Genomic DNA, 15,240 nt, shown 5'->3' with positions numbered 1-15,240 from the left:
TCGGTGTCCGGAAACAGTCAGCAAACAGGCAGCAGGGCCCGTCGATCGGGGAGGCGTCAATGAGCGGCCGTTGGATCGAGGAGTGGGATCCCGAGGACGAGGTGTTCTGGGAGCGGACCGGGGAGCGGATCGCCCGGCGGAACCTGTGGTTCTCCGTGTTCTCGGAGCACATCGGGTTCTCCATCTGGACCATGTGGTCGGTGATGGTCCTCTTCATGGGGCCCGCCTACCACGTGGACCCCGCAGGGAAGTTCTTTCTGATCTCCACCGCCACCGCCGTCGGAGCGGTCGTGCGCATCCCGTACACCTTCGCCGTCGCCCGCTTCGGTGGCCGGAACTGGACCATCTTCAGCGCGCTGTCGCTGCTGGTGCCCGCGGCCGCCGCGTACGCCGTGATGGAGCCCGGGACCTCATACACCACCTTCATGCTCGTGGCCGCCCTCGCCGGTATCGGGGGTGGGAACTTCGCCTCGTCCATGACCAACATCAACTCCTTCTTCCCGTTGCGGAAGAAGGGGTGGGCGCTCGGGCTGAACGCCGGGGGCGGGAACATCGGGGTGCCCGTCGTGCAGCTCGTCGGGCTGCTCGTCATCGGGACCGCCGGCGCCACCCACCCGCGCATCGTGCTCGGCGTGTACGTGCCGCTCATCGTCGTCGCCGCCCTCGGTGCCGCGTTGAAGATGGACAACCTCGCGCCCGTGAAGAACGACACGGGGGCCGCCCTCGAAGCCGTGCGCGACCGGCATACGTGGATCATGGCTCTGCTGTACGTCGGGACCTTCGGGTCGTTCATCGGGTACAGCTTCGCCTTCGGCCTCGTGCTCCAGACGCAGTTCGGGCGCACCCCGCTCCAGGCCGCCTCGCTCACCTTCATCGGGCCGCTGCTCGGGTCGCTGATCCGGCCCGTCGGCGGGGCCTTCGCCGACCGGTTCGGGGGCGCGCGGATCACCCTGTGGGCCTTCGCCGCGATGTCGGCCGCGACCGGGGTGGTGATCTTTGCTTCCGTACAGAAGTCGCTCGGTGTCTTCCTCGTCGGGTTCATCTCCCTCTTCGTCCTCAGCGGGCTCGGCAACGGCTCCACCTACAAGATGATTCCGGCGATCTTCCAGGCCACCGCCGTCTCCAAGGGGATGGAGGGGGAGACCGCGGCCGCGTACGGGCGGCGGCTCTCCGGGGCCGCCATGGGGCTCATCGGCGCCGTCGGCGCGCTCGGCGGGCTCGGGATCAACCTCGCCTTCCGCCAGTCGTTCCTGAGCAACGGCACCGGGACCGCGGCCTTCGTCTCCTTCCTCGCCTTCTACGCGGCCTGTTTCACGGCGACTTGGGCCGTATACCTTCGCCGTCCGGCCCGCGCGGCCGCACCGTCCGAGCCCGTATACGCCGAGGTCTGACGAGGTCTAATAGGACTCAGGGAGCGCGCCGCGGCCGTCCTCGCCGTAACACCGGGGACACGCGGGCGAACCGGGCCTGTCACGCGGGGTTGACAGGCTCGGTACGAACCGCCGCACCACCCCGGTTGGAGAGCCATGGTCGACACACAGCACGGACCCCTCGCCGGGTTCACGGTCGGAGTCACCGCCGCCCGCCGCGCCGAAGAGCTGGGGGCGCTCCTGCAGCGGCGCGGCGCCGCCGTGGTGCACGGGCCCGCCCTGCGGATCGTGCCGCTCGCCAACGACAGCGAGCTGCTCTCGGCCACCAAGGAGCTGATCGACGAGCCGCCGCACATCGTCGTCGCCACCACCGCGATCGGCTTCAGGGGGTGGGTGGAGGCCGCCGACGGGTGGGGGCTCGGCGAGGCGCTGCTCGCCCGGCTCGGCGCCACCGACCTGCTCGCGCGGGGGCCGAAGGCCAAGGGCGCGATACGGGCGGCGGGGCTCACCGAGAAGTGGTCGCCCTCGTCCGACTCGATGGCCGAGGTCCTCGACCGGCTCCTGGAGCAGGGCGTGGAGGGCCGCCGGATAGCCGTCCAGCTGCACGGCGAACCGCTGCCCGGCTTCGTGGAGGCGCTACGGGCCGGCGGCGCCCAGGTCGTCGGCGTGCCCGTCTACCGGTGGCTGCCGCCCGAGGACCTCGGCCCGCTCGACCGGCTGCTCGACCTCGCCGTCAGCCGCGGGGTCGACGCGCTCACCTTCACCAGCGCGCCCGCCGCCGCGTCCCTGTTCTCCCGGGCCGAGGAGCGCGGGCTGCTCGCCGAGCTGCTGCGGGCGCTCGACCGGGACGTGCTGGCCGCCTGCGTCGGGCCGGTCACCGCGCTGCCGCTGCAGGCGCGCGGGATCAAGACGGTGGCGCCCGAGCGGTTCCGGCTCGGGCCGCTGGTCCAGCTGCTCTGCTGCGAGCTGCCCGCCCGGGCGAGGGCCCTGCCGATCGCCGGGCGCCGGGTGGAGATCCGCGGCCACGCGGTCCTGGTCGACGGCGAGCTGCGGCCCGTCCCGCCCGCCGGGATGTCGCTCCTGCGCACCCTGGCCGCCCGCCCGGGCTGGGTGGTCTCCCGCGCCGACCTGCTGCGGGCCCTGCCGGGCTCGGGCACCGACGAGCACGCCGTGGAGACGGCGATGACCCGGCTGCGTACCGCGCTGGGCGCCCCCAAGCTCATCCAGACCGTGGTCAAGCGCGGCTACCGGCTGGCGCTGGACCCGGCGGCGGACGCCAAGTACGCGGACGGCTGAGGGAGGGACGGCCGAGGGGGCCGCTCCCGGTCGGCGCGACCCGTCCGGCCGCGCCCGGCAGGAGGGGCGGGCACCTCCCCGGCCGGGGCCCTCTCCGGGACCCGTCCGGCCGCGCCCCGCGGGAGGGGCGGGCATCCCCCGGCCGGGGCTCTCCGCGACCCGTCCGGCCGCGCCCGGCCGGAGGGCTTCCGGCGTCGCCCCCGGGCAGGCACTCTGGAGGCACGGCACTCACCGGTAACCCCCAAGGCGGTGGCGCATGTTGCGGTTCGACTCCGGGCGGATCTGTCTGGATCTGGTGGCGACCGGGGCGTACGACAGCGATCAGCTCGACAGTGCGGGGCGGCTCGGCCAGTGGCTCGTCGGCGCCGGTCTCGTGCCGGCCGGCACCCCGCTCCCGGGGGCCGACAGCGCATGGCTGGCCCGGTTCGCCGAACTGCGCGACCACATCGGCCAGTTGGTCCAGGCCGAGCTCGGCGGGCGGGGCGGCGCGGCCGCCGCCGCCCTGGAGCGGGTCAATGCCCTGGCCGCCGCCGCACCCCCGGGCGTACGTGCGATCCGCGGCGCCGACGGACGGCTGGTGCGCACCCTCAGCGGCACCCCCGACTGCACCGCGCTGCTCGCCGTGGTCGCCCGGGACGCGGTGGAGCTGCTCACCGACCCGCAGGACCGGTCTCGGCTGCGCCAGTGCGAGGGCGACAACTGCTTCCGGCTGTACCTGGACACCTCGCGCGGGCGGCGCCGCCGCTGGTGCTCCAGCGAAGTGTGCGGCAACCGGGAGCGGGTGGCCCGCCACCGGCGGCGTACGGCGGCCGCGGCCCTGTGAAAGCGCTGGATGCGCGCAGGCCACTCCCGTAAACGAAAAATCTCGCTCCGATTTTGAATGGTTGCGGACGACCGTCCGTATGGAGGGGTGAGCCGGTACGCGACCCGCGCGCCGGCAGGGTCTCGACCGGGAGGTTCTGGTGCGCAAGGATGCCGCCGTGGCCGATGACCGTCCGCAAGGCGCCCGGCACCGCTCCGTTCCCGACGAGGAGCTGATGCGGGCGCTCTACCGCGAACACGCGGGCCCGCTGCTCGCGTATGTGCTCCGTCTCGTCGCCGGCGACCGCCAGCGGGCCGAGGACGTCGTGCAGGAGACGCTCATCCGTGCCTGGAAGAACGCCGGTCAGCTCAACAGAGCGACCGGTTCGGTCCGCCCCTGGCTGGTGACGGTCGCACGGCGCATCGTCATCGACGGCCACCGCAGCCGGCAGGCCCGGCCGCAGGAGGTCGATCCGTCGCCGCTGGAGGTCATGCCCGCGGAGGACGAGATCGACAAGGCGCTGTGGCTGATGACGCTCTCGGACGCGCTCGACGACCTGACACCCGCACATCGCGAGGCGCTGGTCGAGACGTACTTCAAAGGACGTACGGTCAATGAAGCGGCCGAGGTGCTGGGTGTGCCGAGCGGGACCGTCAGGTCCCGTGTCTTCTACGCCCTGCGCTCCATGAAACTCGCGTTGGAGGAACGGGGGGTGACGGCATGACCACGCCGGAGTACCAGTCCGAGCACGAGGCGGTCGCGGCGTACGCGCTCGGCATCCTCGACGACGCCGAGGCCACCGCCTTCGAGGCCCATCTGGCGGGCTGCGACCTGTGCGCGACCGAGCTCGACCGGCTCGGCGGCATGGAGCCCCTGCTCGCCACGCTCAAGGAGTTCCCCGGCCCCGCCGACCGTCCGCTGCGCCCGGCCCCGCCGAGCATGAGCGAGCGGCTCATCGACGAGGTGGCGGCGCAGCGCGCCCGGCGCAGGCGCCGCACCACGTACCTGGTGGCGGCCGCCGCCGCGCTGATCATCGGCGGTCCGGCGGTCGCCGTGGTGGCCACGTCCGGCGACAGCGGCACGCACCAGAGCGCCACCGTCGAGCCGCACCCCACCAGCCCCGCCGAGGACGCCTTCTTCAACCACATGAGCCAGAAGGTGGCGGCGACCGACGCGACGACCGGCGTCAGCGCGACCGTCGGCACCGAGAAGAAGGGCTGGGGCACCCACACCGTCCTGGAGCTGAAGAACGTGAAGGGCCCGCTGAAGTGCAGCCTCATCGCGGTCGGCAAGGACGGCGAGCAGGAGACGGTGACCACCTGGGCGGTGCCCACCTGGGGGTACGGGATCAAGGACAGCCCGCACAAGGGCTCGGAGTACCCGTTGTACGTGCACGGCGGTACCGCCATGAACCGGGACCAGATTGACCATTTCGAGGTCAGGACCCTGGACGGCAAGGCGCTGGTGGACGTTCCGGCCTAACCGGCCGGTGATCTGTGACCGATCACCGGCCGGTCACCGCCTGACAGACCCGCCCCCTTGGCGTACGGTTGACGGCTGCCCAATGCACGTCAGAAGGGGGCCTCGGTGGCCGCGCAGGAAGCCGCTGTCGACTCGGTCAGAAACCGTGAGATCGGAGTCGAACAGGAACACCTGGACAAGGTGTACCGCCGCCTCGAGGAGAAGATCCACGAGGCGGAGTTCCTGATGAACGACGCCGCCCAGCGCGGCCAGGTGGGAACGCCCGGAGCGCTGGCCGAGAGGGACGCCCAGGTCTTCCGGGCCGGCGTCCATCTCAACCGCCTCAACAACGAATTCGAGGACTTCCTCTTCGGCCGGATCGACCTACTGCTCGGCAAGGACGGCCAGAAGGGACCGGACGGGGCCTACACGGCCGTGGAGCCCGCCGAGGGGGCCGTGCGCGAGGACGAGGGCGGCAAGTACGCCGAGATCGCCGAGACGCTGCACATCGGCCGTATCGGCGTCCTCGACTCGGACTACGCGCCGCTGGTCATCGACTGGCGCGCGCCCGCCGCCGCGCCGTTCTACCGCTCCACGCCGGTCGACCCGGGCCGGGTGGTGCGCCGCCGCGTCATCCGCTCCAAGGGCCGCAAGGTGCTCGGGGTCGAGGACGACCTGATGCGCCCGGAGCTGACCGCGACGCTGGACGGCGCCGAGCTGCCGGTGATCGGCGACGGCGCCCTGATGGCGGCCCTCGGCCAGGCCCGCAGCCACACCATGCGGGACATCGTGGCGTCCATCCAGGCCGAGCAGGACCTGGTGATCCGGGCGCCCGCCGCGTCCGTCACCTACGTGGAGGGCGGCCCCGGCACCGGCAAGACCGCAGTCGCGCTGCACCGCGCGGCGTACCTGCTCTACCAGGACCGTCGCCGGTACGCGGGCGGCATCCTGATCGTCTCGCCGACCCCGCTGCTCGTGGCGTACACCGAAGGCGTCCTGCCCTCGCTCGGCGAGGAGGGCCAGGTGGCGATCCGCGCGGTCGGCAACCTGGTCGACGGCGCCGAGGCCACCGCGTACGACGAGCCGGCGGTGGCCCGGATCAAGGGTTCCTCCCGGATGCTCCAGGTGCTGCGCAAGGCGGCGCGCGGGGCCCTGGAGACGGCGGACCCGGCCCGCGCCAGGACCCGGCGGGGCAACCCGGCGCGGAGCGGCGCGGCCCAGGACACCGGCCAGCTCTCCTTCGGCCAGGAGGACGAGCAGGCCGAGGCGGCCGAGCAGGCCGCGGTGACCCCCACCCGGCTGCGCGTCGTCGCCTTCGGCCGGCGCGTCGAGCTGGAGGCCGAGGAGCTGCGGCGGATCCGGCACAACGTGCTGAGCGGGACCGCCCCGGTCAACCTGCTGCGCCCGCGCGCCCGCAAGCTGCTCCTGGACGCCCTGTGGAGCAGATCGGGCTCGGCCGGGCGGCACACCGACCCGGAGCTCGCCGCCGAGCTGCGTTCCTCGTTCGACGACGACATCACCTCCGAGGACAGCTTCATCGCGTTCCTGGACGCCTGGTGGCCCGAGCTCACCCCGCGCGGGGTGCTCGCGGCGATGGGCGACGAGCGGCGCCTGGGCCGCTGGGCGCGGCGCGTCCTGACGCCCGGCGAGACCCGGCGGCTGGCCCGTTCGCTCTCCCGGCTCGACGCGAGCGGCCAGGGGCCGCTGTCGGTGCACGACGTGGCGCTCCTGGACGAGCTCCAGACGCTGCTGGGCACCCCGGCCAGGCCCAGGAAGAAGCGCGAGTACGACCCGCTGGACGCGCTCACCGGCCTTGAGGAGCTGATGCCGCAGCGCGAGGAGACCCAGCGCGAGCGCGCGGAGCGGCTGGCGCAGGAGCGCACCGAGTACGCGCACGTCATCGTCGACGAGGCGCAGGACCTCACACCGATGCAGTGGCGCATGGTCGGCCGCCGCGGCCGCACGGCCACCTGGACGGTCGTCGGGGACCCGGCCCAGTCGTCCTGGTCGGACCCGGACGAGGCGGCCGCCGCGCGCGACGAGGCGCTGGGCTCACGCCCCCGGCGCCGCTTCGAGCTGACCGTGAACTACCGCAACCCGGCCGAGATCGCCGAACTGGCCGCCCGGGTGCTGACGTTGGCGATGCCGGGCATGAAGTCCCCGGCGGCGGTGCGCTCGACGGGCGTCGAGCCCCGCTTCACCGTCGTACGGGAGGACCTGGCCGAGTCCGTACGGGAGGAGGCGGCCCGCCTCCTCGACCAGGTCGACGGCACGGTCGGCGTGGTCGTCGCCATGCGGCGGCGCGAGCAGGCGGCGCGCTGGCTGGCCGGTCTGGGCGAGCGCGTGGTGGCGCTCGGCAGCCTGGAGGCGAAGGGGCTGGAGTACGACGCGACGGTGGTGGTCTCCCCGGCGGAGATCGCGGACGAGTCGCCCGCCGGACTGCGCGTGCTGTACGTGGCGCTCACCCGGGCGACCCAGCAGCTCACCGTGGTCTCCGGCGAGCGCGACGAGCCGGATGCGGACGGGGTGCCCGACCTGCTGCGGGACTGAGCGCCGGGACCACGGCAAAAATACGCCGGAGTCAACTCGCGATGCGTGAATCACTTGCCGGGGTGGTTTGTTAGCCTGGTTACGGCACCGGCTCGATCCAAGCCCCCGGGCCCAACCTTAGTCGCTTCGAGCGACCACTTGCCGCGAGGCGAGCATGGCGGGTCGGTGTCTTAACGTGAGCGACAGGCCCACGTCATCTGCGGATGGCGTGGGCCTGTTGTAGTTTCCGGGCCCCCTCAGGGGCTTCCACCGATCGATCATCTCTCGTATGGTGGAAAGTGTTTTCCGGAATGAGGGGCGCGTTACCGGCTACCAGCCGGTAGGTGCGAACATCGGATGGCGCTGCCCGGCAACAGCCTGGGCGGCGCTGGCAACGAAGCTAGGGAAAGCAGAGGAACCCGGTCATGGCAACGGCGCCCAGCGTCTCGTACTCGATGACGGTCAGACTGGAGGTGCCCGCCAGCGGAACGGCGGTCTCCCAGCTCACCACGGCCGTGGAGTCCTCCGGCGGCTCGGTCACCGGCCTCGACGTGACCGCCTCCGGCCACGAGAAGCTGCGGATCGACGTCACCATCGCGGCCACCTCCACCGCGCACGCCGACGAGATCGTCGAGAAGCTGCGCGGGATCGAGGGCGTCACGCTCGGCAAGGTCTCCGACCGTACGTTCCTGATGCACCTCGGCGGCAAGATCGAGATGCAGTCGAAGCATCCCATCCGCAACCGTGACGACCTCTCGATGATCTACACCCCCGGCGTCGCCCGGGTGTGCATGGCGATCGCCGAGAACCCCGAGGACGCCCGCCGCCTCACCATCAAGCGCAACTCGGTCGCGGTCGTCACCGACGGCTCCGCCGTCCTCGGCCTCGGCAACATCGGCCCCAAGGCCGCGCTGCCGGTCATGGAGGGCAAGGCGGCCCTCTTCAAGCGGTTCGCGGGCATCGACGCCTGGCCGCTGTGCCTGGACACCCAGGACACCGACGAGATCGTCGCGATCGTCAAGGCGATCGCCCCCGGCTTCGCGGGCATCAACCTGGAGGACATCTCCGCCCCGCGCTGCTTCGAGATCGAGGCACGCCTGCGCGAGGCCCTGGACATCCCCGTCTTCCACGACGACCAGCACGGCACCGCGATCGTGGTGCTCGCCGCGCTGACCAACGCGCTGCGCGTGGTGGGCAAGGGCATCGGTGATGTACGGGTCGTCATGTCCGGTGCGGGCGCGGCCGGTACGGCCATCCTCAAGCTGCTGCTTGCGGCCGGCGTGAAGAACGCGGTCGTCGCCGACATCCAGGGCGTCGTCCACGCGGGCCGCGCGGACCTGGCCGGCGCCGACGCGGGCTCCGACATGGCCGCGCTGCGCTGGATCGCCGAGAACACCAACCCGGAGGGCCTGACCGGCTCGCTGCGCGAGGCCGTGGTCGGCGCGGACGTCTTCATCGGCGTCTCCGCCCCCAACGTCCTGAACGGCGACGACGTGGCTGCGATGGCCGAGGGCGCCATCGTCTTCGCGCTCGCGAACCCCGACCCCGAGGTCGACCCGACCGTCGCGCGCCAGAGCGCGGCCGTGGTGGCCACCGGCCGCTCGGACTTCCCGAACCAGATCAACAACGTGCTGGTCTTCCCCGGCGTCTTCCGCGGCCTCCTGGACGCCCAGTCCCGGACGGTCAACACGGACATGATGCTGGCCGCCGCGACCGCGCTCGCGAACGTGGTGACCGAGGACGAGCTGAACCCGAACTACATCATCCCGTCGGTCTTCAACGACAAGGTCGCGGGCGCGGTGGCGGGTGCGGTGCGGACGGCGGCCCAGGCCGCGCTGTGACCGGCCCCACGTCCGCCTGACGTCCGGCGCGTCGCGGGATGCGGGGCTGTGGGGCCGCCCGTAGGGTGGCGGACCATGAACCCGCATCCGCCCCGGTGGTTCCAGCGAGTCTCCAGGGAGTCGACGGAGCGTCACCACAACGGGGCTGTGGCGCTTTTCGTGTGACTCCGGAGGGTGCCGGATTGGCTTTCCCGCCACAGGTGGGGGCAGGATGCGTAACCGGGCGCGAGGGTCTGACACAGACCCGGGTCCGGGGACTGTCCGAGGGCCCTGGCAGCATCGGCTTCGCTGTACCCAACATGCGGCTACCGCCGCGTGGCACGCCGCACAGGCAAGAAGAACACGGGAGTAAGAACATGAACCGCAGTGAGCTGGTGGCCGCGCTGGCCGACCGCGCCGAGGTGACCCGCAAGGACGCCGACGCCGTTCTGGCCGCTCTCGCCGAGACGGTCGGCGAGGTCGTCGCCAAGGGCGACGAGAAGGTCACCATCCCCGGCTTCCTGACCTTCGAGCGCACCCACCGTGCCGCTCGTACCGCTCGCAACCCGCAGACCGGCGACCCGATCGACATCCCGGCCGGCTACAGCGTGAAGGTCTCCGCGGGCTCGAAGCTCAAGGAAGCCGCGAAGGGCAAGTAAGCGCCCCTAGGCAGGCCGCTTAGCTGAAAGACGAAGGGCGGCCACCCCCGTGGAGGGGGGTGGCCGCCCTTCGCCATGCGGCGGGCTCGGCGCGGCTGGATCGGGCCCGGTGTTCGCCTGCGGGCCGGTGGGGGCTGAGCGCGCAGTTCCCCGCGCCCCTTTTGGGCCTGGTGTTTGTCTGCGGGTTGGTGGTGGCTGGTCGCGCAGTTCCCCGCGCCCCTTTTGGGCCCGGTGGTCGTGTGCGGGCCGGTGGGGGCTGGTCGCGCAGTTCCCCGCGCCCCTGGGGGGCTGGGCTGGTCGCGTCCGCGTGGCGGAGCCGCATATGTCACGGCCCCGCGCCCCTAAAGGCCTGGCCGTCGGTCGGGTGCGGGTCTGCTTGGGCTGGTCGCGCAGTTCCCCGCGCCCCTTTTGGGCCCGGTGGTCGTGTGCGGGCCGGTGGGGGCTGGTCGCGCAGTTCCCCGCGCCCCTTGGGGGGCTGGGCTGGTCGGGCCCGCGCGGCGGAGCCGCATATGTCACGGCCCCGCGCCCCTGGGGGGGCTGGCCTGGTCGGGCCCGCGCGGCGGAGCCGCATATGTCACGGCCCCGCGCCCCTTGGGGGGCTGGGCTGGTCGGGCCCGCGCGGCGGAGCCGCAAATGGCACAGCCCCGCGCCCCTTTTGCCGCGTGGCGGAGCCGTATATGTCAGGGTTCCGCGACCCTTGTGGGCGCCCCGGAGGGGTGTTTTTAGGGGCGCGGGGAACTGCGCGACCAGCCCGGCACGGTCCGCGGACGAAGGGGGCCGGGGCGGAGCCCCGCCGGGGGGCCGGGGGCGTAGGCCCCGGGGAAAACACCTCCGCCCCCTCCCGCCCCCGGAGGGTTTAGGGAAGGGGCGGGGTGGGGGAAACCACCCGGGCTCAGCTCAGCGCGCCGTTCGGCAGCTCCACCTTCGCCCCCAGCTCCACCAGCTTCTCCATGAAGTTCTCGTAACCCCGGTTGATCAGGTCGATCCCGTGCACCCGGGACGTCCCCTGCGCGGCCAGCGCAGCGATCAGGTACGAGAACCCGCCCCGGAGGTCCGGGATCACCAGATCCGCGCCCTGGAGCTTCGTGGGCCCGCTCACGACCGCGGAGTGCAGGAAGTTGCGCTGCCCGAAGCGGCAGTCCGAGCCGCCCAGGCACTCCCGGTACAGCTGGATGTGCGCGCCCATCTGGTTGAGCGCCGACGTGAAGCCGAGCCGCGACTCGTACACCGTCTCGTGGACGATCGACAGGCCCGTGGCCTGCGTCAGGGCCACGACCAGCGGCTGCTGCCAGTCGGTCTGGAAGCCGGGGTGCACGTCCGTCTCCAGCGCGATCGACTTCAGCTGACCGCCGGGATGCCAGAAGCGGATGCCCTCGTCGTCGATCTCGAAGGCGCCGCCGACCTTCCGGTATGTGTTCAGGAAGGTCATCATCGACCGCTGCTGGGCGCCGCGGACGTAGATGTTGCCCTCGGTCGCCAGCGCGGCGGACGCCCAGGAGGCGGCCTCCAGGCGGTCCGAGAGGGCGCGGTGGGTGTAGCCGCCGAGCTTGTCGACACCGGTGATCCGGATCGTCCGGTCGGTGTCCATGGCGATGATCGCGCCCATCTTCTGCAGTACGCAGATGAGGTCCTCGATCTCGGGCTCCACGGCCGCGTTGGAGAGCTCGGTCACACCCTCGGCCAGCACGGCCGTGAGCAGCACCTGCTCGGTCGCGCCCACCGACGGGTACGGCAGCCGGATCTTGGTGCCGCGCAGCCGCTGCGGGGCCTCCAGGTACTGGCCGTCCGCCCGCTTCTCGATCGTCGCGCCGAACTGCCGCAGCACCTCGAAGTGGAAGTCGATCGGCCGGCCGCCGATGTCGCAACCGCCCAGGCCGGGGATGAAGGCGTGGCCGAGCCGGTGCAGCAGCGGGCCGCAGAGCAGGATCGGGATGCGCGACGAACCCGCGTGCGCGTCGATGTCGGCGACGTTCGCACTTTCGACGTGCGACGGGTCGAGGATCAGCTCACCGGGCTCCTCACCGGGGCGGACCGTCACCCCGTGCAGCTGCAGCAGGCCGCGTACGACGCGCACGTCACGGATGTCGGGCACATTGCGCAGCCGGCTCGGACCGCTGCCGAGCAGGGCGGCGACCATCGCCTTCGGCACGAGGTTCTTCGCGCCGCGGACGCGGATCTCGCCCTCCAGCGGGGTTCCGCCGTGGACAAGCAGTACATCGTCTGTGCCGGTCATGAATCTCGCGTTCCGGAGTCGTCGGGCAGGGGGCCAGAGAAAAGGGTAAGGGGCTTCTACCCATGTCCTGTAAGGCCAAGGGGGGTTCGCAACCGTAATGAATTCGCCACAACACGCTCCGCTGTGGGGAGTTCGGCGGAGGGTCACCGTCCGCAAGCGCGTCCGGGCCGCGCCGGGCCGCGCCGGGCCGCGTCCAGGCCGCGCCCGGGCCGTAACCCGCCTGTTATCCCGCCTGTGGTCGCAGCCGCGGCCGAAAGCCCGTGCGCCCCATTGCTGCCGTGCGCTCCCCCTCGGAGGCGAAGATGCGGGATCATGTCCGCATGACCGAGGTGTCCTCGCTCACAGGGCGGCTGCTCGTCGCCACCCCTGCCCTGGCGGATCCGAACTTCGACCGCGCGGTGGTGCTGCTCCTCGACCACGACGAGGAGGGCTCGCTCGGCGTGGTCCTCAACCGCCCGACCCCGGTCACCGTGGGCGACATCCTGGAGCCGTGGGCGTCCCTGACCGGTGAGCCGGGCGTGGTCTTCCAGGGCGGCCCGGTCTCCCTCGACTCCGCGCTCGGCGTCGCCGTCATCCCCGGCGACGAGGGACCTCTGGGCTGGCGCCGGGTGTACGGGGCGATCGGCCTGGTCGACCTGGAGGCGCCGCCGGAGCTGCTGGCCGCCGCCCTGGGCTCGCTGCGGATCTTCGCCGGGTACTCGGGCTGGGGCCCGGGCCAGCTGGAGGACGAGCTGACCGACGGGGCCTGGTACGTGGTGGAGTCCGAGCCGGGTGACGTCTCCTCCCCGGAGCCGGAGTCCCTGTGGCGGGCGGTGCTGCGCCGCCAGCGCAGCGAGCTGGCGATGGTGGCGACGTATCCGGACGACCCTTCGCTGAACTGATGCCGCCGCGCTTCAGTACGCTAGGAACTTATGAGCACTCTTGAGCCCGAGCGCGGGGCAGGTACGGGGACCCTCGTAGAGCCGACGCCACAGGTGTCGAACGGCGACGGCGACCACGAGCGCTTCGCCCACTACGTCCAGAAGGACAAGATCATGGCGAGCGCGCTCGACGGCACCCCCGTCGTGGCGCTCTGCGGCAAGGTCTGGGTGCCGGGCCGCGACCCGAAGAAGTACCCGGTCTGCCCCATGTGCAAGGAGATCTACGAGTCCATGGGCGCGGGCGGCGACAAGGGCAAGGACGGCAAGGACAAGAAGTAGGTCCTGCCGCGCGCTCCGCTGGGGTGCGGTGACTTGTCTGCGGGCCGTCTGTGGCTGGTCGCGCCCACGCGGCGGAGCCGCCGCAGACGGCCCGCAGTCGTCGTACTACCGGGGCTACCGTGTGCCCCATGGCCAACGACTTCGTGGATCTCGTTCCGGCGCCCCGCTCCGTGGAGCACGGGGAGGCCGCCTTCGTCCTCGGAGAGGCGACGGCGCTCGCCACCACCCCCGGCACCGAAGGCGTCGCGCGCTGGCTGCGCTCCACCCTCGGCGTCGCCCTCGGGCGCCCGCTGCCGCCGGGGGAGGCGGGCGCCCCGGACACCGTGACCCTGCGCATCGACCCGGCCCTCGCCCCCGAGGCGTACCGCCTCAGCGTCACCCAGCGCGTCGAGATCGTCGGCGGCACCGCCGCCGGTGTGTTCTGGGGCGCGCAGACGCTCCGGCAGCTGCTCGGCCCCGACGCGTACCGCACGGCGTGCGCGGACCCGGGTGCCTGGCGCGGGATCACCCAGCAAGTCGTCGAGGACGCGCCCCGGTTCGCCTGGCGCGGGCTGATGCTGGACGTTTCACGCCACTTCATGCCCAAGGACGGGGTGCTGCGCTACCTCGACCTGCTGGCCGCGCACAAGCTCAACGTCTTCCACTTCCATCTCACCGACGACCAGGGCTGGCGCGTCGAGATCAAGCGCTTCCCGAGGCTGACGGAGGTCGGCGCGTGGCGCGCGCGCACCAAATACGGCCATCGTGCCTCGCAGTTGTGGGACGACAAGCCGCACGGCGGCTTCTACACCCAGGACGACATCCGCGAGATCGTCGCGTACGCCGCCGAGCGGCATATCTCCGTGGTTCCGGAAATCGACATCCCGGGCCACTCGCAGGCGGCCATCGCCGCATACCCGGAACTGGGCAACACCGACGTCATCGACACGACCCGCCTCTCCGTCTGGGACACCTGGGGCGTCAGTCCGAACGTACTCGCCCCCACTGACAACACCCTCCGCTTCTACGAGGGAGTCCTGGAGGAGGTGCTCGACCTCTTCCCCGCCACGACGTCGCCGTTCGTGCACATCGGCGGCGACGAGTGCCCCAAGGGCCAGTGGAAGGCGTCCCCGGCCGCCCAGGCCCGTATCAAGGAGCTCGGGCTGGCGGGCGAGGACGGGCTCCAGTCCTGGTTCATCCGCCACTTCGCCCGCTGGCTGGCCGGCCGGGGCCGCCGCCTCATCGGCTGGGACGAGATCCTGGAGGGCGGTCTGGCGCCCGGCGCGGCCGTCTCCTCCTGGCGCGGCTACGCGGGCGGCATCGAGGCCGCGCGGGCGGGCCACGACGTCGTCATGTGCCCCGAGCAGCAGGTCTACTTGGACCACCGGCAGGCGGCCGGGCCCGACGAGCCGATGCCCATCGGATACGTACGGACCCTGGAGGACGTCTACCGCTTCGAGCCCGTGCCGCCGGAGCTGACCGGGACCGAGGCGCGGCACGTCCTGGGCACCCAGGCCAACGTCTGGACCGAGGTGATGCAGGACCAGGGGCGCGTGGACTACCAGGTGTTCCCCCGGCTCGCGGCGTTCGCGGAGGTGGCGTGGTCGGCGCTGCCCGCCCCCGGCGCGCGCGATTTCGCCGGATTCGAGCGGCGAATGCGCGCGCACTACGCGCGGCTTGACGCCCTCGGCGTCGCCTACCGGCCGCCCGGCGGCCCGTTGCCCTGGCAGCGGCGCCCAGGAGTGCTCGGACGCCCGATCGACGGGTCGCCCCCAAACGTGTGAGCCGGGGCGCAAGACGGGGACCCGCCGCCCCGGACCTGGAACGGTGATCGGTGACCGTCCCCGTACGGATAAGTCGCACAACCACCGTGAATGAGGACCATTCCCCTG

General features: G+C 72.2%; 12 protein-coding genes. 11 read left to right on the top strand and 1 reads right to left on the bottom strand.

Translation table 11 applies throughout. The annotated features are described in order from the left end of the window. Nucleotides 1–59 precede the first annotated feature (59 nt). The 8 genes from AB0G17_RS15565 to AB0G17_RS15530 all read left to right on the top strand — a co-directional run bounded on the left by AB0G17_RS15565 (nt 60) and on the right by AB0G17_RS15530 (nt 9,937). Nucleotides 60–1,391, top strand: coding sequence for a nitrate/nitrite transporter (locus AB0G17_RS15565; protein ID WP_361381557.1), 1,332 nt, complete (start codon nt 60–62; stop codon nt 1,389–1,391). 135 nt (nt 1,392–1,526) lie between these two features. Continuing rightward, the gene (locus AB0G17_RS15560; RefSeq protein WP_361381554.1) at nt 1,527–2,666 is read left to right on the top strand and encodes a uroporphyrinogen-III synthase; all 1,140 of its coding nucleotides are present in this window, start codon (nt 1,527–1,529) and stop codon (nt 2,664–2,666) included. A gap of 256 nt (nt 2,667–2,922) precedes the next feature. Continuing rightward, nucleotides 2,923–3,489 carry an ABATE domain-containing protein gene (locus AB0G17_RS15555; RefSeq protein ID WP_361381551.1) on the top strand — a complete coding sequence of 189 codons (567 nt, stop codon included), beginning with the start codon at nt 2,923–2,925 and terminating at the stop codon, nt 3,487–3,489. A 139-nt stretch (nt 3,490–3,628) separates the two neighbouring features. Next, on the top strand, nt 3,629–4,192 hold the full coding sequence (locus AB0G17_RS15550) for a sigma-70 family RNA polymerase sigma factor (protein ID WP_101388525.1): 564 nt from the start codon (nt 3,629–3,631) through the stop codon (nt 4,190–4,192). Continuing rightward, nucleotides 4,189–4,950 (top strand): zf-HC2 domain-containing protein, encoded by a 762-nt coding sequence (locus AB0G17_RS15545; RefSeq protein WP_361381547.1) that lies wholly within the window; start codon nt 4,189–4,191, stop codon nt 4,948–4,950. Before AB0G17_RS15550 ends, AB0G17_RS15545 begins: the two co-directional genes overlap by 4 nt. A 105-nt stretch (nt 4,951–5,055) precedes the next feature. Continuing rightward, a complete protein-coding gene (locus AB0G17_RS15540) occupies nt 5,056–7,479 on the top strand; it encodes a UvrD-helicase domain-containing protein (RefSeq protein WP_361381545.1) in 2,424 nt (807 codons plus the stop codon). Between the two features lie 404 nt (nt 7,480–7,883). Then, entirely contained in the window at nt 7,884–9,299 is a 1,416-nt protein-coding gene (locus AB0G17_RS15535; protein ID WP_361381542.1) for an NAD-dependent malic enzyme, read from the top strand. A 356-nt stretch (nt 9,300–9,655) separates the two neighbouring features. After that, on the top strand, nt 9,656–9,937 hold the full coding sequence (locus AB0G17_RS15530; RefSeq protein WP_015033921.1) for an HU family DNA-binding protein: 282 nt from the start codon (nt 9,656–9,658) through the stop codon (nt 9,935–9,937). A gap of 892 nt (nt 9,938–10,829) precedes the next feature. On the opposite strand, the gene murA is transcribed toward AB0G17_RS15530, so the two are convergent. Further along, complete coding sequence (gene murA, locus AB0G17_RS15525) at nt 10,830–12,170, bottom strand: UDP-N-acetylglucosamine 1-carboxyvinyltransferase (RefSeq protein ID WP_361381539.1); 1,341 nt, start codon at nt 12,168–12,170, stop codon at nt 10,830–10,832. A 320-nt stretch (nt 12,171–12,490) separates the two neighbouring features. Between murA and AB0G17_RS15520 the strand changes: the two genes are divergently transcribed. The 3 genes from AB0G17_RS15520 to AB0G17_RS15510 all read left to right on the top strand — a co-directional run bounded on the left by AB0G17_RS15520 (nt 12,491) and on the right by AB0G17_RS15510 (nt 15,132). Further along, entirely contained in the window at nt 12,491–13,051 is a 561-nt protein-coding gene (locus tag AB0G17_RS15520) for a YqgE/AlgH family protein (protein WP_361381536.1), read from the top strand. A gap of 30 nt (nt 13,052–13,081) precedes the next feature. Continuing rightward, entirely contained in the window at nt 13,082–13,369 is a 288-nt protein-coding gene (locus AB0G17_RS15515) for a DUF3039 domain-containing protein (protein ID WP_361381533.1), read from the top strand. A 128-nt stretch (nt 13,370–13,497) separates the two neighbouring features. Further along, complete coding sequence (locus tag AB0G17_RS15510) at nt 13,498–15,132, top strand: beta-N-acetylhexosaminidase (RefSeq protein WP_361381530.1); 1,635 nt, start codon at nt 13,498–13,500, stop codon at nt 15,130–15,132. Nucleotides 15,133–15,240: the final 108 nt, after the last annotated feature.

It is taken from the genome of Streptomyces sp. NPDC023838 (assembly GCF_040639555.1).
GTDB lineage: Bacteria > Actinomycetota > Actinomycetes > Streptomycetales > Streptomycetaceae > Streptomyces.
The sequence above is the reverse complement of the archived record's forward strand: the minus strand, read 5'-3'. Positions and strand labels throughout refer to the sequence as shown.